This is a genomic window from Pseudomonas sp. 2725 (assembly GCF_050434585.1).
In the GTDB taxonomy this organism is placed as follows: domain Bacteria; phylum Pseudomonadota; class Gammaproteobacteria; order Pseudomonadales; family Pseudomonadaceae; genus Aquipseudomonas; species Aquipseudomonas jessenii.
The window spans coordinates 38,997-64,076 of record NZ_JBNDIV010000010.1 but is presented as its reverse complement, the minus strand read 5'-3'; the positions used below and the strand labels follow the sequence as shown (position 1 = coordinate 64,076).

21 protein-coding genes are annotated in these 25,080 nt (G+C 60.5%); 14 read left to right on the top strand and 7 right to left on the bottom strand.

What is annotated here, in order from left to right:
- Positions 1–14 precede the first annotated feature (14 nt).
- The 3 genes from dgcA to ABIE16_RS25630 form a co-directional block, all read right to left on the bottom strand.
- On the bottom strand, positions 15–2,075 hold the full coding sequence (gene dgcA / locus ABIE16_RS25640) for a dimethylglycine demethylation protein DgcA (protein ID WP_429522176.1): 2,061 nt from the start codon (positions 2,073–2,075) through the stop codon (positions 15–17).
- Between the two features lie 15 nt (positions 2,076–2,090).
- A complete protein-coding gene (locus ABIE16_RS25635) occupies positions 2,091–2,621 on the bottom strand; it encodes a DUF5943 domain-containing protein (RefSeq protein ID WP_008048169.1) in 531 nt (176 codons plus the stop codon).
- Positions 2,622–2,699: 78 nt separating this feature from the next.
- Positions 2,700–3,677 carry a dipeptidase gene (locus tag ABIE16_RS25630; RefSeq protein ID WP_032829497.1) on the bottom strand — a complete coding sequence of 326 codons (978 nt, stop codon included), beginning with the start codon at positions 3,675–3,677 and terminating at the stop codon, positions 2,700–2,702.
- A gap of 236 nt (positions 3,678–3,913) precedes the next feature.
- On the opposite strand from ABIE16_RS25630, the gene ABIE16_RS25625 reads away from it, so the two are divergent.
- A complete protein-coding gene (locus tag ABIE16_RS25625) occupies positions 3,914–4,315 on the top strand; it encodes a lysozyme inhibitor LprI family protein (RefSeq protein ID WP_218494728.1) in 402 nt (133 codons plus the stop codon).
- Positions 4,316–4,376: 61 nt separating this feature from the next.
- A complete protein-coding gene (locus ABIE16_RS25620) occupies positions 4,377–4,793 on the top strand; it encodes a DUF3010 family protein (protein ID WP_429522175.1) in 417 nt (138 codons plus the stop codon).
- A 139-nt stretch (positions 4,794–4,932) separates the two neighbouring features.
- Here the strand turns inward: ABIE16_RS25620 and ABIE16_RS25615 are convergent, their stop codons facing one another.
- Positions 4,933–5,877, bottom strand: coding sequence for a GlxA family transcriptional regulator (locus tag ABIE16_RS25615; protein ID WP_057712988.1), 945 nt, complete (start codon positions 5,875–5,877; stop codon positions 4,933–4,935).
- 223 nt (positions 5,878–6,100) lie between these two features.
- Here ABIE16_RS25615 and ABIE16_RS25610 point away from each other — a divergent pair, with 223 nt between their 5' ends.
- The 6 genes from ABIE16_RS25610 to ABIE16_RS25585 all read left to right on the top strand — a co-directional run bounded on the left by ABIE16_RS25610 (position 6,101) and on the right by ABIE16_RS25585 (position 11,606).
- Entirely contained in the window at positions 6,101–7,045 is a 945-nt protein-coding gene (locus tag ABIE16_RS25610; protein ID WP_340313386.1) for a choline ABC transporter substrate-binding protein, read from the top strand.
- Positions 7,046–7,141: 96 nt separating this feature from the next.
- Positions 7,142–8,029 carry a 3-keto-5-aminohexanoate cleavage protein gene (locus tag ABIE16_RS25605; protein WP_057712986.1) on the top strand — a complete coding sequence of 296 codons (888 nt, stop codon included), beginning with the start codon at positions 7,142–7,144 and terminating at the stop codon, positions 8,027–8,029.
- A gap of 144 nt (positions 8,030–8,173) precedes the next feature.
- Positions 8,174–9,139: an L-carnitine dehydrogenase gene (locus ABIE16_RS25600; protein WP_429522174.1), complete on the top strand. Its 966-nt coding sequence runs from the start codon at positions 8,174–8,176 to the stop codon at positions 9,137–9,139.
- Positions 9,140–9,292: 153 nt separating this feature from the next.
- A complete protein-coding gene (locus ABIE16_RS25595) occupies positions 9,293–9,769 on the top strand; it encodes a thioesterase family protein (RefSeq protein WP_057712984.1) in 477 nt (158 codons plus the stop codon).
- A 13-nt stretch (positions 9,770–9,782) separates the two neighbouring features.
- Positions 9,783–10,946 carry a gamma-butyrobetaine dioxygenase gene (locus ABIE16_RS25590; protein ID WP_340313391.1) on the top strand — a complete coding sequence of 388 codons (1,164 nt, stop codon included), beginning with the start codon at positions 9,783–9,785 and terminating at the stop codon, positions 10,944–10,946.
- A gap of 393 nt (positions 10,947–11,339) precedes the next feature.
- Positions 11,340–11,606 carry a hypothetical protein gene (locus ABIE16_RS25585; protein WP_007995656.1) on the top strand — a complete coding sequence of 89 codons (267 nt, stop codon included), beginning with the start codon at positions 11,340–11,342 and terminating at the stop codon, positions 11,604–11,606.
- A gap of 95 nt (positions 11,607–11,701) precedes the next feature.
- On the opposite strand, the gene ABIE16_RS25580 is transcribed toward ABIE16_RS25585, so the two are convergent.
- Together ABIE16_RS25580 and ABIE16_RS25575 are read right to left on the bottom strand one after the other, a co-directional pair.
- A complete protein-coding gene (locus tag ABIE16_RS25580) occupies positions 11,702–12,805 on the bottom strand; it encodes a GlxA family transcriptional regulator (RefSeq protein WP_007975492.1) in 1,104 nt (367 codons plus the stop codon).
- A 539-nt stretch (positions 12,806–13,344) separates the two neighbouring features.
- Positions 13,345–14,721, bottom strand: coding sequence for an L-serine ammonia-lyase (locus ABIE16_RS25575; RefSeq protein WP_429522173.1), 1,377 nt, complete (start codon positions 14,719–14,721; stop codon positions 13,345–13,347).
- 435 nt (positions 14,722–15,156) lie between these two features.
- On the opposite strand from ABIE16_RS25575, the gene ABIE16_RS25570 reads away from it, so the two are divergent.
- The 3 genes from ABIE16_RS25570 (at position 15,157) to choV (ending at position 18,191) form a co-directional block, all read left to right on the top strand.
- Entirely contained in the window at positions 15,157–16,104 is a 948-nt protein-coding gene (locus tag ABIE16_RS25570; protein WP_057712981.1) for a choline ABC transporter substrate-binding protein, read from the top strand.
- A gap of 66 nt (positions 16,105–16,170) precedes the next feature.
- On the top strand, positions 16,171–17,016 hold the full coding sequence (choW, locus tag ABIE16_RS25565) for a choline ABC transporter permease subunit (protein WP_057716544.1): 846 nt from the start codon (positions 16,171–16,173) through the stop codon (positions 17,014–17,016).
- Positions 17,013–18,191: a choline ABC transporter ATP-binding protein gene (gene choV, locus ABIE16_RS25560; RefSeq protein ID WP_047534342.1), complete on the top strand. Its 1,179-nt coding sequence runs from the start codon at positions 17,013–17,015 to the stop codon at positions 18,189–18,191. Before choW ends, choV begins: the two co-directional genes overlap by 4 nt.
- A 259-nt stretch (positions 18,192–18,450) precedes the next feature.
- Here choV and ABIE16_RS25555 read toward each other — a convergent pair whose 3' ends face one another.
- On the bottom strand, positions 18,451–20,391 hold the full coding sequence (locus tag ABIE16_RS25555; RefSeq protein ID WP_224795436.1) for a BCCT family transporter: 1,941 nt from the start codon (positions 20,389–20,391) through the stop codon (positions 18,451–18,453).
- A 381-nt stretch (positions 20,392–20,772) separates the two neighbouring features.
- Between ABIE16_RS25555 and betI the strand changes: the two genes are divergently transcribed.
- From betI to betA, 3 genes are all read left to right on the top strand, one after another.
- Positions 20,773–21,366: a transcriptional regulator BetI gene (betI, locus tag ABIE16_RS25550; protein ID WP_007985937.1), complete on the top strand. Its 594-nt coding sequence runs from the start codon at positions 20,773–20,775 to the stop codon at positions 21,364–21,366.
- Between the two features lie 62 nt (positions 21,367–21,428).
- Positions 21,429–22,901, top strand: coding sequence for a betaine-aldehyde dehydrogenase (gene betB, locus ABIE16_RS25545; protein ID WP_057712979.1), 1,473 nt, complete (start codon positions 21,429–21,431; stop codon positions 22,899–22,901).
- 204 nt (positions 22,902–23,105) lie between these two features.
- A complete protein-coding gene (gene betA, locus ABIE16_RS25540) occupies positions 23,106–24,806 on the top strand; it encodes a choline dehydrogenase (RefSeq protein ID WP_218494726.1) in 1,701 nt (566 codons plus the stop codon).
- The last annotated feature ends 274 nt before the right edge of the window (positions 24,807–25,080 follow it).

Sequence of the window (25,080 nt, the reverse complement as noted above, 5' to 3'; positions counted from 1 at the left end):
TTATCCACAAGCTCTTAGAAATCCTTGCACAGCCGCAGCGCGTCGTAGATCGCCGCGTGCACGTTACGCTGGGCCACGCAGTCGCCGATGCGGAACAGCAGGTAGCCGTCGCCGCTCTGTTCCAGGCAAGGTTGCGGCTTGATCGCGAACAAGGCTTCGACGTCGATCTGGCCTTTGTTGCGCGAGCCTTCCTTCAGCGCGTAGTAGATTTCTTCGTCCGGACGCACGCCGTTTTCCACGACCACCTGGTCAACCACCCGCTCCTCTTTGGCGCCGGTGTATTCGTTTTCCAGTACCGCTACGAGCTTGTCGCCTTCGCGGTAGACCTTCTCCAGCATCATGTCGCCGGTCATGATCACTTCTTTCGGATACATGCTGCGGTAGTAAGTCGGGAACGACGTACCGCCAATCGCCACACCAGGCTTGATGTCGTCGGTCACGATCTCGACCTGGCTGCCCTTGTCGGCGAGGAAGTCGGCGGTCGACATGCCGGTGAACTCGCAAATGGTGTCGTAGACCAGCACGCTCTTGCCCGGTGCCACCTTGCCATCGAGGATGTCCCAGCTGCTGACCACCAGGCCTTCAGCCGCGCCCCAGTGTTCGTTCTGCTCGATGAACGGATGACCGCCGACGGCCAGCACCACCACGTCCGGACGCAGGTCCATGATGGTTGGCGCGTCAGCCGCGGTGCCCAGGCGCAGGTCGACTTTCAACCGCGCCAGTTCCAGTTGATACCAGCGGGTGATACCGGCGATCTGGTCCCGTTGCGGGGCTTTCGATGCGGTGGTGATCTGCCCGCCGATGAATTCCTTTTTCTCGAACAGGGTCACATCGTGGCCACGCTCGGCGGCCACGCGGGCGGCTTCCATCCCGGCAGGACCGGCGCCGACCACCACCACCTTGCGTTTCACGCCAGTGGTTTTTTCGATGATGTGCGGCAAACCCATGTATTCACGAGAAGTCGCGGCGTTCTGAATGCACAGCACATCCAGACCCTGATACTGACGGTCGATGCAGTAGTTGGCACCGACGCATTGTTTGATCTGGTCGATCTGCCCCATTTTGATCTTGGCGATCAGGTGCGGGTCGGCGATGTGCGCGCGGGTCATGCCGACCATGTCGACGTAACCGCCTTCCAGGATACGTGTGGCCTGGTTAGGGTCCTTGATGTTCTGCGCGTGCAGCACTGGAACCTTGACCACTTCCTTGATACCGGCAGCCAGATGCAGGAACGGTTCCGGCGGATAACTCATGTTCGGAATCACGTTGGCCAGGGTGTTGTGGGTGTCGCAACCCGAACCCACGACGCCGATGAAGTCGAGCATGCCGGTATCGTCGTAATACTTGGCGATCTGCTTCATGTCTTCGTGGGATAGACCATCCGGGTGGAACTCGTCACCGCAGATGCGCATGCCCACGCAGAAATCGTCACCGACCTCGGCGCGTACGGCTTTCAAGACTTCCAGACCGAACTTCATCCGGCCTTCGAAGGTGCCGCCCCATTCGTCGGTACGCTTGTTGACCCGTGGGCTCCAGAACTGGTCGATCATGTGCTGGTGCACGGCCGACAGTTCGACGCCGTCCAGGCCACCGGCCTTGGCGCGGCGGGCCGCTTGAGCGTAGTTACCGATCACCCGCCAGATCTCTTCCGGCTCGATGGTTTTGCAAGTGGCACGGTGCACCGGCTCGCGCACGCCCGACGGCGACATCAACGTCGGCCAGTTGAAGCCGTCCCAACGCGAGCGACGGCCCATGTGGGTAATCTGGATCATGATCTTGGCGCCGTGCTTGTGCATGGCGTCGGCAAGATTCTGGAAGTGCGGAATGATGCGGTCGGTGGACAGGTTCACCGAACTCCACCATTCCTGCGGGCTGTCGATGGCCACCACGGACGAACCGCCGCAAATCGCCAGGCCGATACCGCCCTTGGCTTTCTCTTCGTAATACTTGACGTACCGGTCGGTGGTCATGCCGCCGTCGGTGGCATAGACCTCGGCGTGCGCGGTGCTGAGCACGCGGTTGCGGATGGTCAGTTTGCCGATCTGGATCGGCTGGAACATTGCTTCGAAAGCCATGGCGGGTTCCTCGACTTACAACGGCTTGACGGTGAACAAGCCGTCTTCGTGGCCCTCTTCGGAGCCACCGTAGACTTGTTCGGCCACGGTGCGGATCTTGCTGCCGCGAGCGGCGAGGATCTGATCCATGGCCCCTGCAAACCAGCCAGTGAACATGTAGTCGACCTTGCGCCCGACCTTGCCGTACACGTAGACGAATGCCGAGTGTTCGAGCTTGACGCTGGCGGTGCCTTTGTCGAGGTCGATGTCCTGGATCTTGAACAGGCCCCAGCCGCGCTGCGACAGGCGCTTCATGTAGTGTTCGAACACCGCTACGCCTTCCAGACCGTGGCATTCGGCTTCTTTTTCACACCAGTGCCAGGCGGACTTGTAGCCGGCCTTGTAGAGGATTTCGGCATAGGCTTCAGCGCCCAGCACTTCCTCGATGCCCATGTGGTTGTTAACGAAGAAATGGCGCGGCACATACAGCATCGGCAGGGCGTCGGAGGTCCAGACACCGGTTTCGCTGTCGACTTCGATTGGCAATTGCGGGGCGATCTTGGCCATGGAAACTTAACTCCAGAAAAATTTTGGTGTTGCCCCCGGCGCGGGCGGCCGGGGGAAAGGATTCAGAGGTGCGGCGGCTTATTCGCCCCAGACATCTTTCAAGACGTTGACCCAGTTCTCGCCCATGATCTTGCGTACCACGCGCTCGGAGTGGCCGCGCTTGAGCAGGGTCTCGGTCAGGTTCGGGAACTCGCCCACGGTGCGGATGCCCAGCGGGTTGATGATCTTGCCGAAACTGGTCAGGCGGCGGGCGTAGCCCTTGTCGTGGGTCAGGTATTCGAAGAAGTCCTGGCCATGGCCCTGGGTGAAGTCGGTGCCGATGCCGATGGCGTCTTCGCCGACGATGTTCATCACGTACTCGATGGCTTCGGCGTAGTCGTCGATGGTCGAATCGATGCCCTTGGCCAGGAACGGCGCGAACATGGTCACGCCGACAAAGCCGCCGTGGTCGGCGATGAACTTCAGTTCTTCATCGGACTTGTTGCGCGGGTGCTCTTTGAGCCCCGATGGCAGGCAGTGGGAGTAGCAGACCGGTTTCTTCGACTCGAGGATGACTTCTTCGGAAGTCTTGGAACCGACGTGGGACAGGTCGCACATCACACCAACGCGGTTCATCTCGGCGACGATTTCGCGACCGAAACCCGACAGGCCGCCGTCACGCTCGTAGCAACCGGTGCCCACCAGGTTCTGGGTGTTGTAGCACATCTGCACAATGCCGACGCCCAGTTGCTTGAACACCTCGACATAGCCGATCTGGTCTTCGAAGGCGTGAGCGTTCTGGAAGCCGAACAGGATGCCGGTCTTGCCCTGCTCCTTGGCTTTACGGATGTCGGCGGTGGTGCGCACCGGGATCACCAGGTCGCTGTTCTCGCGAATCAGCTTCTGGCTCGCGGCGATGTTGTTGACGGTGGCCTGAAAGCCCTCCCACACCGACACGGTGCAGTTAGCCGCCGTCAGACCGCCCTTGCGCATGTCTTCGAACAGTTCACGGTTCCACTTGGCGATAATCAGCCCGTCGATAACGATGCTGTCGGCGTGCAATTCGGCTGGGCTCATCAGGCTGTCCCCTTGTTAGCGATTCATGCGCCGAATCGTGTGCCGGCGCTTTGGGGCCAGCATATGCCTCGGTGCAGGGGCAGCCGGGTGCAAAAACGACAGGGGGTTTGCCGAAAGCGTCAATCCGCGACAAAGGGTCGTCGCCAGGCACAATCATCGACCTGTTCAAGGCCCCTGGCTTGGGCCAGAATTCGCCGCATCACTGGATGCTTCACTGGACAAGAGCGGCGACGATAATGAAATCGATCATTCTGGCAATGGCACTGATTGCGACCGGCGTACACGCAGCGGAGGTGGCCGACGACAACCCGTGCGACAAAGTCGAAAACGACATCCAGACCCTCGAGTGCTCGGCCTTCAGCAAAACCTCCGCCGAAGACCTGCTCAAGGAAAACCTCCAGGGCCTGACCGAGCGCATGCAGTCGCAGTACGGCAAAAACCCGTCGCAACTGGCCGACATCACCGCCAAGATCAAAGCCGCCCAACAGCAATGGCTGAAGACCCGCGACGCAGACTGCGCCGTCGAAGCCTTCCCGGCCACCAACGGCAGCAAGGCGCTCACCATTGCCCAGAACGATTGCATTGCACGGATGAGCGACGAGCGGTCGGAGTTTTTGGAGTCGATTGGGCAGGAGTGATCCGTTCCCCAGCCAGCTTGAGCTGTAAGCTGCACACCCTCTGTCACTAATGGGATTGAACATGAAAGTCTGCGGCATCGAAATCAAGGGCAGTGAAGCGATCATTGCCGTGGCCACGCTGGACGGTCAGGCGCTGGGCCATGTCGCGCTCGCCACCAAGAAAATTGCCCTGGACGATGATGACGAAGCCGCCAACGTCAAAGTGTTTGCCGCTCAGGTCGCATCGTTTGTCCGTGAGAATTCCATCGACCGCATTGCGATCAAGAAACGCAGCAAGAAAGGCGAGTTCGCTGGCGGGCCAACGACCTTCAAGATCGAGGGGGTTTTCCAGTTGCTGGAGAATTGCGAGGTGACCTTGCTGTCGCCGCAGACCATCAATGCCCAAGCCAAAAAGCACAATTTCGAGCTGCCGGGGACGCTGAACAAGTATCAGCATGAGGCTTACAAGGCTGCGTGTTCGGCATTGGTGAAGAAGTAAATAAACTTCCGGAACACCAATAACCTGTGGGAGCGAGCTTGCTCGCGAAGGTCGTGAACGATAACGCTTAAAACCAGATACCCAGCGTCGTCCATAAGTTTTTCGCGAGCGAGCTCGCTCCCACAGGTTTCTCGGGTGATTATGCCTTGGCGGTGCGCCGATCCTCCCGCGGGCACCGCTCATACTTCGCCCGATAACTGCGGGTGAAATACGACGGCGATTCAAACCCGCAGGCAATGCTCACTTCCAGCACGCTCATGTCGGTCTGGCGTAGCAACTGCCGGGCCTTTTCCAGCCTTAATCGCAGATAGAAATTGCTCGGCGTGTCGTTCAGATGCAGGCGAAACAGGCGCTCCAGCTGCCGTCGCGTCACCTTGATCGATTCCGCCAGTTCCAGCGTGCTCAGCGGCGGTTCGCTGTGCTGCTCCATCTCGCCGATCACGTGAACCAGCTTCTTGTTGCTGATGCCATAACGGGTGGCGACTTCCATGCGCTGATGGTCTTTGCGCGGGCGGATGCGGCCAAGCACGAATTGCTCGCTGACCTGGATCGCCAGCTCTGGGCCATGGGCCTGGGCGATCAGATCCAGCATTAAATCAATAGAGGCGGTGCCGCCAGCAGAGGTGATGCGACGGCGGTCGATCTCGAACAGTTCCTGGGTGACGCTGAGCTGTGGATAAGATTCCTTGAACGCGTCGATAGCTTCCCAGTGCAGGGTCAGGCGATGGCCGTCGAGCAAACCCGCCTCGGCGAGGATGAAGCTGCCGGTGTCGATGCCGCCGAGAGTCACGCCTTCGTGGTCCAGGCGGCGCAGCCAGTGTTCCAGCGCCGGGGTGGTGAACTTCAGGGGCTCGAACCCGGCGACCACCAGCAGCGTCACGCCTTTTTTCAACGGTTCCAGCGCCGCATCGGCGTTGACCGACATGCCGTTGCTCGCCAGCACCGCCCCGCCATCGGCGCTCAGCACATGCCAGCGATACAGCTCGCCACGAAAGCGATTGGCCACCCGCAACGGCTCGATGGCCGAGATAAATCCGATGGCCGAGAAACCCGGCATCAACAAGAAGTAGAAATCCTGGGACATGGAGCGCACTCGCTTAGCAGGTAACAAGAGGCCAGGTAACGAGAGGGCGGGCAGCGTAGGGATGTTGATACGCCAGTTGCGAGCGGCATTCAAGAGCACAGGTCGCTGCAGTGCAAGAGCTGGTCGCCGCAGTGCGCTTTCATCGGTGCTTTGCTGCGTAACTTGGCATCACCGGCGCATCAGACACCGGAACTCACAATAACGAACTGCCGAGGAACCTGAGATGAAACGACTGATCAGCAGCTGTGTTCTTGCACTCAGTGGTACCGCGTTACTGAGCGCCAGTGTCATGGCCGCCGAACCCGCCGCGTGCCAGAACGTGCGCATGGGTGTAGTGAACTGGACCGACGTGATCGCCACCAGTGCCATGACCCAGGTATTGCTCGACGGCCTCGGCTACAGCACCAAACAAACCAGCGCCTCCCAGCAAATCATCTTCGCCGGGATCCGCGACCAGCGTCTGGACCTGTTCCTCGGTTACTGGAACCCGCTGATGACCCAGACCATCACCCCGTTCGTCGACGCCAAGCAGGTCAAGGTGCTTGATGCGCCAAGCCTGCAGGACGCCCGCGCGACCCTCGCCGTGCCGACCTACCTCGCCGACAAGGGCCTGAAAACCTTCGCTGACATCGCCAAATTCGAAAAAGAACTGGGCGGCAAGATCTACGGCATCGAGCCTGGCTCGGGCGCCAACACCCAGATCAAGGCCATGATTTCCAAGAACCAGTTCGGCCTCGGCAAGTTCCAGCTGGTCGAATCCAGCGAAGCCGGCATGCTCGCCGCCGTGGATCGCGCCGTGCGTCGCAACGAAGCCGTGGTGTTCTTCGGCTGGGCGCCGCATCCGATGAACGTCAACGTGAAAATGACCTACCTCACCGGCAGCGAAAACGCCCTCGGCCCGAACGAAGGCAAGGCCACCGTGTGGACCGTCACCGCACCGACATACGCCGAACAATGCCCGAACATCGGTCGCCTGCTGAGCAACCTGACGTTCACCGCCGAAGACGAGAGCCGGATGATGCAGCCGCTGCTGGATCACAAGGACGCTTTCGAGTCGGCCAAACAATGGCTCAAGGATCACCCGCAGGACAAAAAACGCTGGCTTGAAGGCGTCACCACCTTCGATGGCAAACCGGCGGCTGAAAACCTGAAACTGACCAGTAAATAAACCCGATAGAACCACCGGCTCGCAGCCCCCAACGGGCTGCGAACGGGATCACCACGCCCGGCCAAAACCAAAAACTCGCCTGTAAGGAACCGCCAAATGAACCACGACGTCATCATCACCTGCGCACTCACCGGTGCTGGCGACACGACCGCCAAGAGCCCACACGTGCCGGTCACCCCGAAACAAATCGCGGCTGCCGCCGTGGAAGCCGCCAAGGCCGGTGCCACCGTGGTTCACTGCCATGTGCGCGACCCGCAAACCGGCAAGTTCAGCCGTGATGTGGCGCTGTATCGCGAAGTGATGGAGCGCATCCGCGAGGCGGACGTGGACATCATCGTCAACCTCACCGCCGGCATGGGCGGCGACCTGGAAATCGGCGCTGGCGAGAACCCGATGGAATTCGGCCCGAATACCGACCTGGTCGGCCCGCTGACCCGCCTGGCCCACGTCGAAGAACTGCTGCCGGAAATCTGCACCCTCGACTGCGGCACCCTGAACTTCGGCGACGGCGACACCATTTACGTCTCCACCCCGGCCCAACTGCGCGCTGGCGCCAAACGCATCCAGGAACTGGGCGTTAAAGCCGAGCTGGAAATCTTCGACACCGGCCACCTGTGGTTCGCCAAGCAGATGATCAAGGAAGGCCTGCTCGACAACCCGTTGTTCCAGCTGTGCCTGGGCATCCCTTGGGGCGCGCCGGCGGACACCACCACCATGAAAGCCATGGTCGACAACCTGCCGGCCGACGCGGTCTGGGCCGGTTTCGGTATCGGTCGCATGCAGATGCCGATGGCGGCACAAGCAGTGTTGCTCGGCGGCAACGTGCGAGTCGGACTGGAAGACAACCTGTGGCTGGACAAGGGCGTGCTGGCGACCAACGGCCAACTGGTCGAGCGCGCCTCGGAAATCCTCAGCCGCCTCGGTGCCCGCGTCCTGACCCCGGCTGAAGGCCGAGCAAAAATGGGCCTGACCAAGCGCGGTTGACCCTTACACACTTTCCCCCTGTGGGAGCGAGCCTGCTCGCGATGACGTCGGTACATCCGAAGCATCATCTGCGGCAGGAATACCGCCATCGCGAGCAGGCTCGCTCCCACAGTTTTTTTTCCGAGCCAAATTCAGGAAATCGCCATGAGCTTTATCACCGAAATCAAAACCTTCGCAGCGTTAGGCAGCGGTGTCATTGGCAGCGGTTGGGTATCCCGCGCCCTCGCCCATGGCCTGGATGTAGTGGCCTGGGACCCGGCCCCCGGTGCCGAAGCGGCCCTGCGCAAGCGTGTCGCCAACGCTTGGGGCGCGCTGGAAAAACAAGGTTTGGCACCGGGTGCATCGCAGGATCGCCTGCGTTTTGTCGCGACCATCGAAGAGTGCGTGCGCGATGCCGATTTCATCCAGGAGAGCGCCCCGGAACGGCTGGAGCTGAAACTGGACCTGCACAGCAAAATCAGTGCGGCAGCCAAGCCCAATGCGTTGATCGGCTCCAGCACCTCTGGCCTGTTGCCGAGCGAGTTCTACGAGAGTTCGACGCACCCGGAACGCTGTGTGGTCGGTCACCCGTTCAACCCGGTTTACCTGCTGCCACTGGTGGAAGTGGTCGGCGGTAAAAACACCGCCCCTGAAGCTGTGCAAGCGGCCATGAAGGTCTATGAATCCCTGGGGATGCGCCCGCTGCACGTGCGCAAGGAAGTGCCGGGGTTCATCGCCGACCGCCTGCTCGAAGCACTGTGGCGTGAGGCGCTGCACCTGGTCAACGACGGCGTGGCGACCACCGGTGAAGTCGACGATGCAATCCGCTTCGGCGCCGGCTTGCGTTGGTCGTTCATGGGCACGTTCCTGACTTACACCCTGGCCGGCGGCGATGCCGGCATGCGTCACTTCATGGCGCAGTTCGGCCCGGCGTTGCAATTGCCGTGGACCTACCTGCCGGCGCCGGAGCTGACCGACAAACTGATCGATGATGTGGTCGATGGCACCAGCGATCAACTGGGCAAACACAGCATTTCGGCGCTGGAGCGCTATCGTGATGACTGCCTGCTGGCGGTGCTGGAGGCGGTGAAGACCACCAAAGAGAAGCATGGGATGGCCTTCAGCGAGTAAGCCCAAGCTTTGGGGCCAGCAGTGCTGACCCCATCGCGAGCAAGCTCGCTCCCACATTTGATCGCAGGTGTCTGATACAACTCCGTCACCTGTGGGAGCGAGCTTGTTCGCGATAGCGGCAGTCCGGTCACCACACAAATTGGATCAGAAACCATGCCCACCCTCACCACCTACCAAACCACCATCATCCCCGACTGGGTCGACTACAACGGCCACCTGCGCGACGCCTTCTACCTGCTGATTTTCAGCTACGCCACCGATGCCCTGATGGATCGCCTGGGCCTGGACAGCAACAGCCGCGAGGCCAGCGGCAACTCGCTGTTCACCCTCGAACTGCACCTCAATTACCTGCACGAGGTGAAGCTCGACGCCCAGGTCGAAGTGCACACCCAAATCATCGCCCACGACAACAAGCGCGTGCACCTCTATCACAGCCTGCATCTGGTGGGTGATGCCCGGGAACTGGCTGGCAATGAACAGATGCTGCTGCACGTGGACCTCGCCGGGCCGCGTTCGGCGCCGTTCAGCGAGCAGTCCTTGAGCCAGCTGCAAGCCATCGTCGCCGAACAGGCGGACCTGCCAGCGCCCGAGTACATTGGCCGAGTGATCGCATTACCCCCAAAAAAATAACAAGGAGATCGCCATGAACACCGCCGCTGCCTTTGCCGACTTTCGTACCTATCCGTTGATCAGCGCGCTGACTGCCGTGCAGACCCTGGCGGACCGTGTTCTGGTGAAGTGGGCCGACAATCGCGTCAGCCCCTTCCACCATCAATGGCTGAGAGACAATTGCCCGTGCCCCCAGTGCGTGTACACCGTGACCCGCGAGCAAGTGCTGGAAATCGTCGATACAGCTCAAGACTTGATCCCTGAGCAAGTGCACATCGACACCGAAGGTTGCCTGTCGGTTGATTGGCAGGACGGCCACAGCAGCCGCTTCGACCCCGGCTGGCTGCGCGCCCACGCCTATGACGACGAGTCCCGCGCCGAGCGCCAGGCACGCAAGCCAAAAGCCAGGCTTTGGCACAGTAATTTGCAGTTGCCGGTATTCGAGTATCAGGCGCTGATGAACGACTCCGACGCCTTGTTGCAATGGTTGTTGGCGGTACGGGATGTCGGATTGACCCAAGTCCGTGGCGTGCCCACCGAACCCGGCTCTCTGAAGCTGATCGCCCAACGGATTTCCTTCATCCGCGAGAGCAATTTCGGCGTGCTGTTCAACGTGCAATCCAAGGCCGACGCCGACAGCAACGCCTACACCGCGTTCAACCTGCCGCTGCACAGCGATTTGCCAACCCGGGAGTTGCAACCGGGGCTGCAATTCCTGCATTGCCTGGTCAATGACGCCGAGGGTGGCGAGAGCATTTTTGTCGATGGGTTTGCCATTGCCGACGCCTTGCGCCGGGAAGACCCCGAATCTTTCAAAAGCCTCTGCGAAATCCCCGTGGAGTTTCGCAACAAGGACCGTCACAGCGACTACCGCTGCCTGGCACCGATCATTGCCCTGGATACGTTGGGGCAGGTGTCGGAAATCCGCATGGCCAACTTTCTGCGCGGCCCCTTCGATGCATCGGTGGAGCAGATGCCCAAGTTGTATCAGGCCTACCGGCGCTTTATCGCGATGACCCGCGAGCCTCGATTCAGGTTGATGCAGCGGCTCAATCCCGGTGAGCTGTGGTGCTTCGACAACCGCCGCACCTTGCATGCGCGCAACGCCTTCGATCCCGCGACCGGCGCCCGGCATTTCCAGGGCTGCTATGTCGACCGGGATGAGTTGTTGTCGCGCATCCTCGTGTTACAGCGCTAGACCGCGTCATCGTTCATCGCGGGCAAGCCACGCTCCCACAGGTTTGGCGTCGTTCACCAAATCTGTGGTAACCCCGATCCTGTGGGAGCGTGGCTTGCCCGCGATGGCGCCAGTCCAGACACCGAATATTTCCCGGATTCACAAGTAAAAAAAACCCCGATCAAGCCGTGACAGGATCGAGGCAGAGGGTACTGTTGAGGAGCTGCCGTGCGAGGGTGACCAAACCTTCGTGAAGCGAGCTGAGTCCAGTGTGCCCCCTCCTTTGGCCGGCAAGTTGCCCGAAAACGACCTGTTCATAGCCAATGCTGCCATTGCGACAATTCGCCCTTGCCGACACCCGGCACCCCTACCAGAATCGAACCAAGACACCGTTCCCTGAAGAAGGATTGCGTCATGATGCACGCCGATTTGATAGACCAGGAAGACCTGTTGGGCCAGCTCAAGTCGTTGGGCTTCGAGGTGCCCACCGGCGCCACCGCCGAGCAAGCCTGCGAGTGTGCGGTACGAGGTTTGAACGATGTGCGGGCGATGACCCTGCGGACCATGGTCAAACAGATGTACACCAGCAGCGCGACCATCTTGCCGGCGGTGCGCCAGGCGATCGACAAGCAGTTGTTGCCGGCGCTGGCGGAGTATCAGCAGAGCCACACAGGCCGATAAACAGCCTTCGCGAGCAAGCTCGCTCCCACATTAGATCTGTGTCGTTCACAAAACCAATGTGGGAGCGAGCTTGCTCGCGATGAAGGCGCCTCGGTCTAGAGCCTTACACTGGCAAACGTAGACTCATTACGCGCCTGGCTCAGCGCCGACAACGGCCCGGACAACGGCGACAGCACCAGCGCTTGCGGCAACGGCATCATCGCCACTTGCTGGGTGGTGTTGGACCCTACGCGCTCGTCACGCGGCGGAATGCCGAAGTATTCGCGGTAGCACTTGGAGAAGTGCGGCGTGGACACAAACCCGCACACCGAAGCCACTTCGATGATCGACATCGGCGTTTGCTTGAGTAGCTGGCGCGCGCGGATCAGGCGCAGCTTGAGGTAGTAACGCGACGGCGAGCAGTGCAGGTACTTCTGGAACAGGCGTTCGAGCTGACGACGGGACACCGCGACATACACCGCCAGTTCGTCCAGGTCGATCGGCTCTTCAAGATTGGCCTCCATCAACGCGACGATTTCCTGCAACTTCGGCTGGTTGGTGCCGAGCATGTGCTTGAGCGGTACACGCTGGTGATCCTGTTCGTTGCGGATGCGCTCGTAGACAAACATTTCCGAGATCGCGGCGGACAGTTCACGCCCGTGATCACGGCTGATCAGGTGCAGCATCATGTCCAGCGGCGCGGTGCCGCCGGAGCTGGTGAAGCGATTACGGTCGAGGGTGAACAGGCGGGTGCTCATCGCTACACGCGGGAAAGCTTCCTGCATCGCCGCCAGGCATTCCCAGTGCACGCTGCAATCGAAACCATCGAGCAGGCCGGCGCAAGCCAGGGCCCAGCTGCCGGTGCACACCGCGCCGAGGCGGCGGGACTGGCGAGCCTGGCTTTGCAGCCATGACACGTGTTCCCGGGTAACGGTGCGCTGGATGCCGATGCCGCCGCACACGATGACGGTGTCCATCGGCGGGGCTTTGTGCATGGAAGCGTCGGGGGTGATTTGCAGACCGTCACTGGCCCAGACCTGGCCGCCATCGACGGTGAGGGTGGTCCAGCGATAAAGCTCGCGACCGGACAACTGGTTGGCCATGCGCAGCGGTTCCACTGCGGAGGCCAGAGAAATCAGCGTGAAATTGTCCAGCAGCAGAAAGCCGATGGATTGAGGCGCACGGTTCTGGGGTTGGGCCCCGGAGTTGAACGTCGTCATCGCGGTATCTCCTCACACAAAGCGGGTGATGGCCTCAGGCGGAGGCTCTTTTTATTGCCATCGTTCTCGCGTGGGAGACGGGCTTTGTAATGACAGAGCAATTGCCATGCCTAAATTTGAATGCGCGTTCAATAACTCCTAAAAACGACGTCGGAATGTGTCTATGTATGTCTTGCAAGGCGTGGGGATTTAAATGGCCATCAGGACTGGCAAGCGCCCCGGCCCACAAGCTGTGAGCAATTCGGTAGCACTTGTGGGAACGGCGTTTCGCCGCATCGCAGAGGAGTGTCACCGCAAGCACGGGTGACGGGCGGTCGAAGGCTGGCTGACCCTCGATCAGTGGCAAGACGATTTATCTGTAAGCGACGCACTAAAAGATGGCGCGACTTCGAGCGGGTGTTCACTTGGCGCGCAGTTTTGACTGGTCTACTGTGGCGAGGGGGCTTGCCCCCGTTCGGCTGCGTAGCAGTCGTAAAAGTTTTAGGGCCGCTACGCGACCCAACGGGGGCAAGCCCCCTCGCCACAGGGTCAACGCGGTCTCAACACTCCACCGCACTCACCGCCAACCCACCCCGCGATGTCTCCTTATATTTGTCATGCATGTCGGCACCGGTATCGCGCATGGTGCGGATCACCCGATCCAGCGAAATGAAGTGCTGACCATCACCGCGCAATGCCATTTGCGCGGCGTTGATCGCCTTCACCGCGGCAATTGCGTTGCGCTCGATGCACGGCACCTGGACCAGCCCACCCACCGGGTCGCAGGTCAGGCCGAGGTTGTGCTCCAGGCCGATCTCCGCCGCGTTGCACAGTTGCTCTGGCGTGGCGCCAAGGATTTCCGCCAGCCCGGCCGCCGCCATGGCGCAGGCCGAACCGACTTCGCCCTGGCAACCGACTTCGGCACCGGAGATCGAGGCGTTCTTCTTGCACAGGATTCCCACCGCCGCCGCGCCGAGGAAGTAATCGACGACATTGGCGTCGGTCACGGCCTCGCTGAATTTCATGAAGTAGTGCAGCACCGCCGGAATGATCCCCGCCGCGCCGTTGGTCGGTGCCGTGACCATGCGCCCGCCGGCGGCGTTTTCTTCGTTGACCGCCAGGGCGAACAGGTTGACCCATTCCATGGCGCTCAAGGTCGAGCCGATCACGTTGGGTTTATTCAGTTCCTGCAGGCTGCGATGCAGCTTGGCCGCACGGCGGCGCACGTTCAACCCGCCGGGCAGGATGCCTTCGTGTTTAAGGCCCTGTTCAACGCAATCCTGCATGGCGCGCCAGAGCTTCATCAGGCCGCTGCGGACTTCATCCTCGCTGCGCCACACCCTCTCGTTGGCCATCATTAACTCAGCCACGCGCAGGTTGTGTTTTTTACACAGTTCCAGCAGTTCGGCGGCGCTGGAAAAATCATAAGGCAACACAGTGCTGTCGAGGTCGACGACACCGCTGGAGGCCTGCGCTTCATCGACGACAAAACCGCCGCCGACCGAATAGTAGGTGTCGTGATGCAACTCGCCGTCATCACCCTCGACAATCAGGGTCATGGCGTTGGGATGGAATGGCAGGTTCTCGTCGATCAGGCGCATGTCCCGGCCCCAGATGAAGGGCACCGGCAAGCGACCGTCGAGCAGCAGCGTGTCGGTCTCGCGCAGGTTGGCGATACGGATGCCGATTTGCGACGGATCAATCGCATCCGGCCACTCGCCCATCAGCCCCATGATCACTGCATTGTCGCTGCCGTGGCCGATACCGGTGGCCGACAACGAGCCGAACAGCTGGACTTCGACACGCCGCACCTGCTCAAGCAACCCACGCTCGCGCAGGCCCTGCACAAACAACGCCGCCGCCCGCATGGGCCCCACGGTGTGCGAACTGGAAGGGCCGATGCCGATTTTGAACAGGTCGAAAACACTGATAGCCATTACTGCCGAACTCCTGGATGGGCCCACTGCGCACGCAAAAACGCACGGTGACGGAGCTGCTACGCTCAAGCTGCAATCCGCCGAGATGACCGCATCATCAAGCTTTTATCGTGTTGTTCGACGTCTCTAACCGACGCACTCATGCCCACCAGCGCCGCGTGTCTTTTACGCCGTGTTTTCGCCGTTTTTTTGCGGTTCAGAAGAGGAAAAGGGCCTGAAAAAATCTGTAAACGACGTCACCGACACTGGATGCGACCATCCCTGTACTGGATACGACGCACCCTGTAGGCGTCAGATTTTCACTGGTACATGATCATATCGACTCGATTGCAAGGCGCTGCGGTAGAGCTGTCTCCAGAACGCCATCCAACCGCAACCTATAAGTGCGGTGGTCCAGTCGGAACACTGCCAAAAAAAACACCAAGGAGTCCATCCATGAAAGGTTCCCCGTCGTTGTTGTTGGCCGCCATGCTTAGTCTGCCGGTTCTGGCGCAAGCCGCAGAACCGGCGCAGTGCAGTACCGTAAACTTCTCCGATGTCGGCTGGACCGACATCACCGCGACTACCGCGACCACCAGCGTCGTGCTCAACGCCCTCGGCTACAAGACCAAGACCACCATGATTTCCGTGCCCGTGACCTACAAGTCCCTGGCCGACGGCAAGAACATGGACGTGTTTCTGGGCAACTGGATGCCGACCATGGAAAACGACATCAAGGCCTACCGCGATGCCGGCACCGTGGAAACCGTACGCACCAACCTCAAGGGCGCCAAGTACACCCTCGCCGTCCCTCAGGCGCTGTACGACAAGGGCCTGCATGACTTCGCCGACATCGCCAAATTCAAGAAAGAGCTCGACGGCAAGATCTACGGCATCGAGCCTGGCAACGACGGTAATCGTCTGATCCAGAGCATGATCGACAAGGATGCCTTCGGCCTGAAGACCGCCGGTTTCAAAGTCGTCGAATCCTCCGAAGCAGGCATGCTGTCGCAGGTCGACCGCGCACAGAAACGCGACACCGCCGTGGTGTTCCTCGGCTGGGCGCCGCACCCGATGAACAAGCGCTTCAAAATTCAATACCTGACCGGTGGCGATGACTTCTTCGGCCCCGACTTCGGTGCCGCCACCGTGGCGACCAACACCCGCAAGGGTTACGCGCAGGAGTGCAGCAACGTTGGTCAGTTGCTGAAGAACCTGGAGTTCACCGTCGACATGGAAAGCGAACTGATGGGCAACATCCTGGACGACAAGATGAAGCCTGACGCGGCCGCCAAGGCCTGGCTGAAAAACAATCCACAGGTGCTCGATACCTGGCTCGCTGGCGTGACCACCATTGACGGTAAACCAGGCCTGGAGGCCGTGAAAGCCAAACTGGCCAAGTAATCGCTTATGCCGGGCGGCCTCGGCCGTCCGGGCTGTTTATTTCCTTGCATGCGGACGTTCACTACCATGCTGATTGATCAGAAAATCCCCTTAGGCCAGTACATCGCGGGCTTCGTTGAATGGTTGACGCAACACGGCGCCAACACCTTCGACGCCATCGCCGTGTCACTGGAAACGATGATCCACGGCGTGACGTTTGCGCTGACCTGGTTCAACCCGCTGGTACTGATCGGCGTAATCGCACTACTGGCACACTTCATTCAACGCAAATGGGGCCTGACAGCGTTTGTCGTTGCCTCCTTTCTGCTGATCCTCAATCTGGGGTACTGGCAGGAGACCATGGAAACCCTCGCCCAGGTGTTGTTCGCCACCCTGGTCTGCGTGATCATCGGCGTGCCGCTGGGCATCGTCGCCGCGCACAAACCGATGTTCTATACTTTAATGCGTCCGGTACTCGATCTGATGCAGACCGTACCGACGTTCGTGTACCTCATTCCTACCCTGACCCTCTTCGGGCTGGGTGTGGTCCCGGGTCTGATCTCCACGGTGGTGTTCGCGATTGCCGCGCCCATCCGCCTGACCTACCTGGGTATTCGCGATGTCCCGGAAGAATTGATGGACGCCGGCAAGGCCTTTGGCTGCTCGCGCCGTCAATTGCTCTCGCGAATTGAACTGCCTCATGCCATGCCAAGCATCGCGGCCGGCATCACCCAGTGCATCATGCTGTCGTTGTCGATGGTGGTGATCGCGGCACTGGTTGGCGCCGACGGTTTGGGCAAACCCGTGGTCAACGCACTGAATACCGCTGATATCGCCCTGGGCTTCGAAGCAGGTCTGGCGATCGTACTGCTGGCGATCATGCTCGACCGTATCTGCAAACAACCCGACGCCAAAGTAGGGGGTGACGCATGAGCATTATTCGCTTCGATAACGTTGACGTTATCTTCTCCAAGGATCCACGCGAGGCACTCAAGCTGCTGGATCAAGGCATGACCCGTAACGAGATCCTGAAAAAGACCGGGCAGATTGTAGGTGTTGAAAAAGCCAGCCTGGACATCGAAAAAGGTGAGATCTGCGTACTGATGGGCCTGTCCGGCTCCGGTAAATCCAGCCTGCTGCGTTGCATCAACGGCCTCAACACCGTCAGCCGCGGCAAGCTGTTCGTCGAGCACGAAGGCAAGCAGATCGACATTGCCTCCTGCACCCCGGCAGAACTGAAAATGATGCGCACCAAGCGCATTGCGATGGTGTTCCAGAAGTTCGCCCTGATGCCCTGGCTGACCGTTCGCGAGAACATCAGCTTCGGTCTGGAGATGCAGGGTCGTCCCGAGAAGGAACGCCGCAAGCTGGTGGACGACAAGCTAGAGCTGGTGGGCCTGACCCAGTGGCGCAACAAGAAACCCAACGAGCTGTCCGGTGGTATGCAACAACGCGTGGGCCTGGCCCGTGCCTTGGCGATGGACGCCGACATTCTGTTGATGGACGAACCGTTCTCGGCGCTCGACCCACTGATCCGCCAGGGTCTGCAAGACGAGCTGTTGGAACTGCAACGCAAGCTGAGCAAGACCATCGTATTCGTAAGCCACGACCTCGATGAAGCCCTGAAACTGGGCAGCCGTATCGCGATCATGAAAGACGGCCGGATCATCCAGTACAGTGTGCCGGAAGAGATCGTGCTGAACCCGGCGGACGACTACGTGCGGACCTTCGTGGCCCACACCAACCCGCTGAACGTACTGTGCGGCCGCAGCCTGATGCGCACCCTGGACAACTGCAAACGCATCAACGGTTCGGTGTGCCTCGATCCGGGCGGCGATTCGTGGCTGGACCTGGCGGAAGGCAACACTATCAAAGGGGCGCGTCAAAACGGTTCTGCTCTGGATCTGCAGAACTGGGTACCGGGTCAGGCTGTTGAAGGCCTGGGTCGTCGACCAACCCTGGTGGACTCGAACATCGGCATGCGCGATGCGCTGCAGATTCGTTATCAGACCGGCAACAAACTGGTGCTGCACGATAACAACCATGTAGTGGGGATTCTTGGCGACAGCGAGCTGTATCACGCACTGCTCGGCAAGAACCTGGGGTAAGGCAACAGACACAAAAACGCCGCGAGAGAATCGCGGCGTTTTTGTTTGTGGGGGTATCGGGTGACGCAGCTTTGTGGCCGATGGCCCCATCGCGGGCAAGCCCGTTCTCACATGGACGCAGAACAACCTGTGGGAGCGAGCTTGCTCGCGATGAGGGCTTAACATTCAACATGAGTGTTGACTGTCCCTCCGCTATCGCGAGCAAGCTCGCTCCCACAGGGGGTTGCGGAGCATTCACTGCACCGCAGTTCCTCACACCTTAGCTATAAACCCGGCCAAGGAGCTGCCGATGGCTTTCAAACTGATCGAGCACGTCACGGGTGATCTGATCCTGGGTGAAGCCCATCAAGTCGTAGTCCTGGCTACCGTTGTGCAGATACACCTCGGCACGATAGTAACGCTGACGCGCCTCATCGGACTGAGCCGATTCGGTTGGCGTGGCCAGGTAGCCATCCAGGCTGACTTCGTAGACAAACGGGTTGCCCTCTTCCATCTCGACCCGTACGCCCATGCAACGCTTGGACTTGCCCAGCAGCGTCTGAACCTCCAGACCTTGGGCACGCATTTGCGCCGTCGCATCTTCCAGCGCCGGAGTCACGTGCTTGTCCATGAAGCGCTGGACCACCGACTGGCTCGGTTGCAGGTCCAACTGGGTCAAACGCTCAGTGAAACCACGGCGACCACGTGCCGCCAGTTCCGCTTGCTCCTGTTCGATCTGCACGTCCTGGCGCATGGCCTTGTGCAAGCCGAACATGAAGAACACCAGCACCACCGAGAACGGCAGACCGGCCAGCACCACCATGGTTTGCATGGCTTCGAAGTTGCCGGCGAACAGCAGGCCGATGGTCACCAGGGTGATCACCGCCGACCAGAAGATCCGCAGCCAGTGCGGCGCGTCTTCGTCGACATTGCCGCCCTTGCACGAAAGGTTGGCCATCATCACCGCACCGGAGTCCGCCGGGGTCAGGAACAGCACGAAACCGACAAAGATCGACACGCCGATCACAACTTTCGACGCCGGGTAATGCTCAAGTAACTGGTAGATCGCCATGGACGGCTGTTCCAGCGCCGTCTTCCCGAGCTCCACCGCCCCATGGTTCATCACCAGGTCCAGGGCAGAGTTACCGAAGATCGACAGCCACGCCAGGGTGAAGCCCAGCGGAATCAGCAGCACGCCGGCCACCAGTTCGCGCACGGTGCGACCACGGGAAATACGCGCGATGAACATGCCCACGAATGGCGCCCAGGAAATCCACCAGGCCCAGTAGAACAGGGTCCACAGGCCCAGCCAGCGGTCGGACTTCTCACTGTCGCCTTCGTACACATACAGATCGAAAGTCTTCAGTACCACACCGTTCAGGTAGTCACCGACGTTCTGTACGAAGCCGTTGAGCAGGTGCAAGGTCGGGCCGAACAACAGGACGAAAATCAGCAGGCCGCTGAACAGCACGATGTTGAGGTTGGACAGACGGCGGATGCCGTTTTCCACGCCCGACACGGCAGCGATGGTCGCCACGGTGCTCATCACGATGATCACGATCAGCAGGTTGGTGTTGCTGTGCTCCATGCCGAACAGGTTTTCCAGCCCCGACGACACTTGCAGCGAACCGATCCCCAGGTTCGTCACCAGCCCCAGCAGGGTCACGAACATGCCGAAGCCGTCCACCGCGTGCCCGGCCGCGCCCTTGACCCAACGCTCTCCCACCAGCGGATACAACGCCGAACGCAACGCCAGCGGCTGGTTGTGCCGGTAGGCAAAGTACGCCACGGCCAGGCCGACCAGCGCGTAGATCGCCCAGCCATGCAAGCCCCAGTGCAGGAAGGTCAGTTGCACCGCCTGACGGGCCGCCAGGTTGCTGCCAGCCACGCCTTCCGGCGGGTTGAAGTAGTGGTCCAGCGGCTCGGACGCGCCGAAGTACAGCAGCGAAATACCGATACCCGAGGAGAACAGCATCCCCGCCCAGGCACCGTAGCTGAAGTCCGGGGTATCGTCTTTGCTGCCCAGCTTCAATTTGCCGTAGGACGAAAACGCCAGACCAACGACAAAAATCAGGTAGGCGGCGATCACCACCATGTAGTACCAGCCGAAGCTGCGGGACAACCAGGCTTGCGCCGTACCCAGCATTCTGCCGGCCTCTTGCGGGGCGATGATCAGAATGGCGGTCAACAACAGAATCAACGCGGTAGAGGTGTAGAACACCCAACCGTTGACCGTCACCTTCTCGGGTGGGGTCTTTATTAGCGAGGCAGAACTCATGGCACAGATGCTCCGGGCAGTGCGAGAGAAGAACGCAAGACAAACGAGTTACCCGACCAATCGGTTAGTGGGCAGCCGACCGGCGGGTGATATAAAGACAGCCCGAAAAAAGCCCGAAGCCCTTGAGACGCCGTGGCGTATAGGCTTCGAGCTATTTCGGATGTCGGTTTGCCGCCATTTACATGTAGGAAAAATCTGTAAGCAGCGACGATTTGTCGCAGATCTTATTCTTTGTTGATTGAACGTTCAATCAAAACAAAATAGACTGGCCCTCAAGCCGATGGACGTTCTGCGTCTGCGGGAAGGCCTAAGGAGATGTGCAAGATGCCCAAGGTCGGTATGCAACCCATCCGCCGCCAGCAATTGATCGAAGCCACTTTGCAGGCCGTCGATCAGGTCGGAATGGGGGACGCCAGCATTGCGCTGATCGCCCGTTTGGCCGGTGTCTCGAATGGCATCATCAGTCACTACTTTCAGGACAAGAATGGCCTGATCGCCGCCACCATGGGGTACCTGATGACCGTCCTGAGCGAGAACGTCACCCTGCGCCGACAGGCGCTGACAGATGACAGCCCGAGGGCTCATCTGCAGGTGATCATCGAAGGCAACTTCGACGCCAGCCAGGTCAATGGCCCGGCAATGAAAACCTGGCTGGCCTTCTGGGCCACCAGCATGCACCAGCCGTCTTTGCACAGGTTGCAGCGGATCAACGATCACCGTCTGTATTCCAACCTGTGCTGCCAGTTTCGCCGCGTGCTGCCGCTCAATGATGCGCGCAGTGCCGCCCGAGGCCTGGCAGCGTTGATCGACGGCCTGTGGTTGCGCGGCGCGTTGTCGGGAGATGCTTTCGACACCGAGCAGGCGCAACAGATTGCTTACGAATACATGGATACCCAACTGGCCAAGCGGGTGAGTTAGAGCACACATAAACGCTCAACCACCGAACCGCGCCAGCCACTTAATGCTCTTGCGAGGACTTTATGGCCCGTTTCGAACTGCAAAAACTCTACATCGATGGCGCGTACAGCGACGCCAGCAGCGACGCCACTTTCGAAGCCATCAACCCGGCTAACGGTGAAGTCCTCGCAAAAGTGCAACGTGCTACCAAGGAAGACGTCGAACGCGCCGTCGTCAGCGCCGAAAAGGGCCAGAAGATCTGGGCCGCCATGACCGCCATGGAGCGTTCGCGCATCCTGCGTCGCGCCGTGGAAATCCTGCGCGAGCGCAACGACGAACTGGCCGCCCTGGAAACCCTGGACACCGGCAAGGCCTACTCCGAAACCCGCTACGTCGACATCGTCACCGGCGCTGACGTGCTGGAGTACTACGCAGGCCTGGTACCGGCCATCGAAGGCGAGCAGATTCCGCTGCGCACCACTTCGTTCGTCTACACCCGTCGCGAGCCGCTGGGCGTCGTGGCCGGTATCGGCGCGTGGAACTATCCGATCCAGATCGCCCTGTGGAAATCCGCACCAGCCCTGGCGGCCGGTAACGCGATGATCTTCAAGCCAAGCGAAGTCACCTCGCTGACCACCCTGAAACTGGCCGAGATCTACACCGAAGCCGGCGTACCAAATGGCGTGTTCAACGTCCTGACCGGCAGCGGCCGTGAAGTCGGCACCTGGCTGACCGAACACCCGCGCATCGAGAAAGTCTCGTTCACCGGCGGCACCGATACCGGCAAGAAAGTCATGGCCAGCGCTTCGAGCTCTTCGCTCAAGGACGTAACCATGGAACTGGGTGGCAAGTCGCCGCTGATCATCTGCGACGACGCCGACCTCGATCGCGCCGCCGACACCGCGATGATGGCCAACTTCTACAGCTCCGGCCAGGTTTGCACCAACGGCACTCGCGTGTTCGTACCGGCTCACCTGAAGGCCGCTTTCGAAGCCAAGATCGCTGAGCGCGTTGCGCGCATCCGCATCGGCAACCCGGAAGACGAAAACACCAACTTCGGTCCGCTGGTCAGCTTTGCGCACATGGAAAGCGTGCTGGGCTACATCGCCAAGGGCAAGGAAGAAGGTGCCCGCCTGCTGTGTGGCGGTGAGCGCCTGACCGACGGTGAATTCGCCAAGGGTGCGTTCGTGGCGCCGACCGTGTTCACCGACTGCACCGACGACATGACCATCGTCCGTGAAGAAATCTTTGGCCCGGTGATGGCGATCCTCTCCTACGAAACCGAAGAGGAAGTGATCCGCCGCGCCAACGACACCGACTTCGGCCTGGCCGCCGGTATCGTCACCAAGGACCTGAACCGCGCCCACCGTGTGATTCATCAGCTGGAAGCCGGTATCTGCTGGATCAACGCCTGGGGCGAATCCGACGCGAAGATGCCGGTCGGTGGCTACAAGCAGTCGGGTGTCGGCCGTGAGAACGGCATCAGTTCGCTGAACAACTTCACCCGCATCAAATCGGTACAGGTCGAGCTGGGCGATTACGTCTCGGTGTTCTAAGTACTGCGAGGTCTCTGTGGCGAGGGGGCTTGCCCCCGTTGGGCTGCGAAGCAGCCCCCTCTCCAGACACCGCAAGTCTTCAGATTGAAAGCAGTCGCAGATTTTACGACTGCTGCGCAGCCGAACGGGGGCAAGCCCCCTCGCCACAGGTTGTGCAGTGTCCCAGCGACCGCGACCTGACCAACTTCAAAGAGGGTGCATTCAATGTCCCAAGAATTCGACTACATCATCATCGGTGCCGGCTCTGCCGGTAACACCCTGGCGACCCGTCTGACCGAAGACGCAGGCGTCACCGTCCTGCTGCTCGAAGCGGGCGGCCCGGACTACCGTTCCGATTTCCGCACACAGATGCCGGCCGCCCTGGCGTTCCCGCTGCAAGGCCGTCGCTACAACTGGGCCTACGAAACCGATCCGGAGCCACACATGGACGGTCGTCGCATGGAGTGCGGTCGCGGCAAAGGTCTGGGCGGTTCCTCGCTGATCAACGGCATGTGCTACATCCGCGGCAACGCCATGGACTACGACGGCTGGGCAAAATTGCCAGGCCTTGAGGACTGGTCGTACCTGGACTGCCTGCCGTATTTCCGTAAAGCGGAAACCCGCGACATCGGCCCTAACGACTACCACGGTGGCGACGGCCCGGTCAGCGTGACCACGCCGAAAGCCGGCAACAACCCGCTGTTCCACGCCATGGTTGAAGCCGGCGTGCAGGCCGGTTACCCGCGCACAGAAGACTTGAACGGCTACCAGCAGGAAGGCTTCGGCCCGATGGACCGCACCGTGACGCCGAAAGGTCGTCGTGCCTCCACCGCCCGTGGCTATCTGGACGTCGCCAAGAAGCGTTCGACCCTGACCATCGTCACCCACGCCCTGACCGACAAGATCCTGTTCGAAGGCAAGCGTGCGGTCGGCGTGCGTTACCTGGTCGGCGCTGCCGAGGAGCGCGTTGAAGTCAAGGCGCGCAAGGAAGTACTGCTGTGCTCCGGCGCCATCGCTTCGCCGCAGATCCTGCAACGCTCCGGCGTGGGCCCTGCCGAACTGCTGAACAAACTCGACATTCCGGTGGTCCACGATCTGCCGGGCGTCGGTGAAAACCTGCAGGATCACCTTGAGCTGTACCTGCAATACGCTTGCACCCAACCGGTCTCGCTGTACCCATCGCTGCTCTGGTACAACCAGCCGGCCATCGGTGCCGAGTGGCTGTTCAACGGCACCGGCATCGGCGCCAGCAACCAGTTCGAAGCCGGCGGTTTCATCCGTACCCGTCCAGAGTTCGAATGGCCGAACATCCAGTACCACTTCCTGCCGGTAGCGATTAACTACAACGGCAGCAACGGTGTGAAAGAGCACGGCTTCCAGGCGCACATGGGCTCCATGCGTTCGCCAAGCCGCGGGCGCATCCAGGCCAAGTCCAAGGATCCGCGCCAGCACCCGAGCATCCTGTTCAACTACATGGCCACCGAGCAGGACTGGCAAGAGTTCCGCGACGGCATCCGCCTGACCCGGGAAATCATGCAGCAACCTGCACTGGACGCCTTCCGCGGTCGCGAGATCAGCCCGGGCATCGAGGTGCAAACCGACGAGCAACTGGACAAGTTCATCCGCGAACACGCCGAAACCGCGTTCCACCCGTCCTGCTCGTGCAAGATGGGCACCGACGAAATGGCCGTGGTCGATGGCGAAGGTCGCGTGCATGGCATGCAAGGCCTGCGTGTGGTCGATGCGTCGATCATGCCGATCATCACCACCGGCAACCTCAATGCACCGACGATCATGATGGCCGAGAAAATCGCCGACAAGATCCGTGGTCGCAAGCCATTGCCGCGCAGCACCGCCACTTACTATGTGGCGGGTGAAGCGCCGGTGAAGGGCAAGCCGGTGCGGGAAGTGAGCCAGACTGCATAAGTCGCTACACCGCGTCACGGCCAATCGCGAGCAAGCTCGCTCCCACAGGTTTCGGGTTGGATTGCAGATTTGTGATCCAGCCCGGACTACTGTGGGAGCGAGCTTGCTCGCGATGGGGCCCTGACAACCAACACACATCTTCCGGCCGAACCCGATAATCCCTCTCTACACCGTTTCACCCTTGATCCTCCCCCCTCGCAGGCCTAATCTAGCGCCACGCAATCGTTTCACCTCTCCCCTCGCAGCACCGCTCCATCGCCACTCCATACCCAGG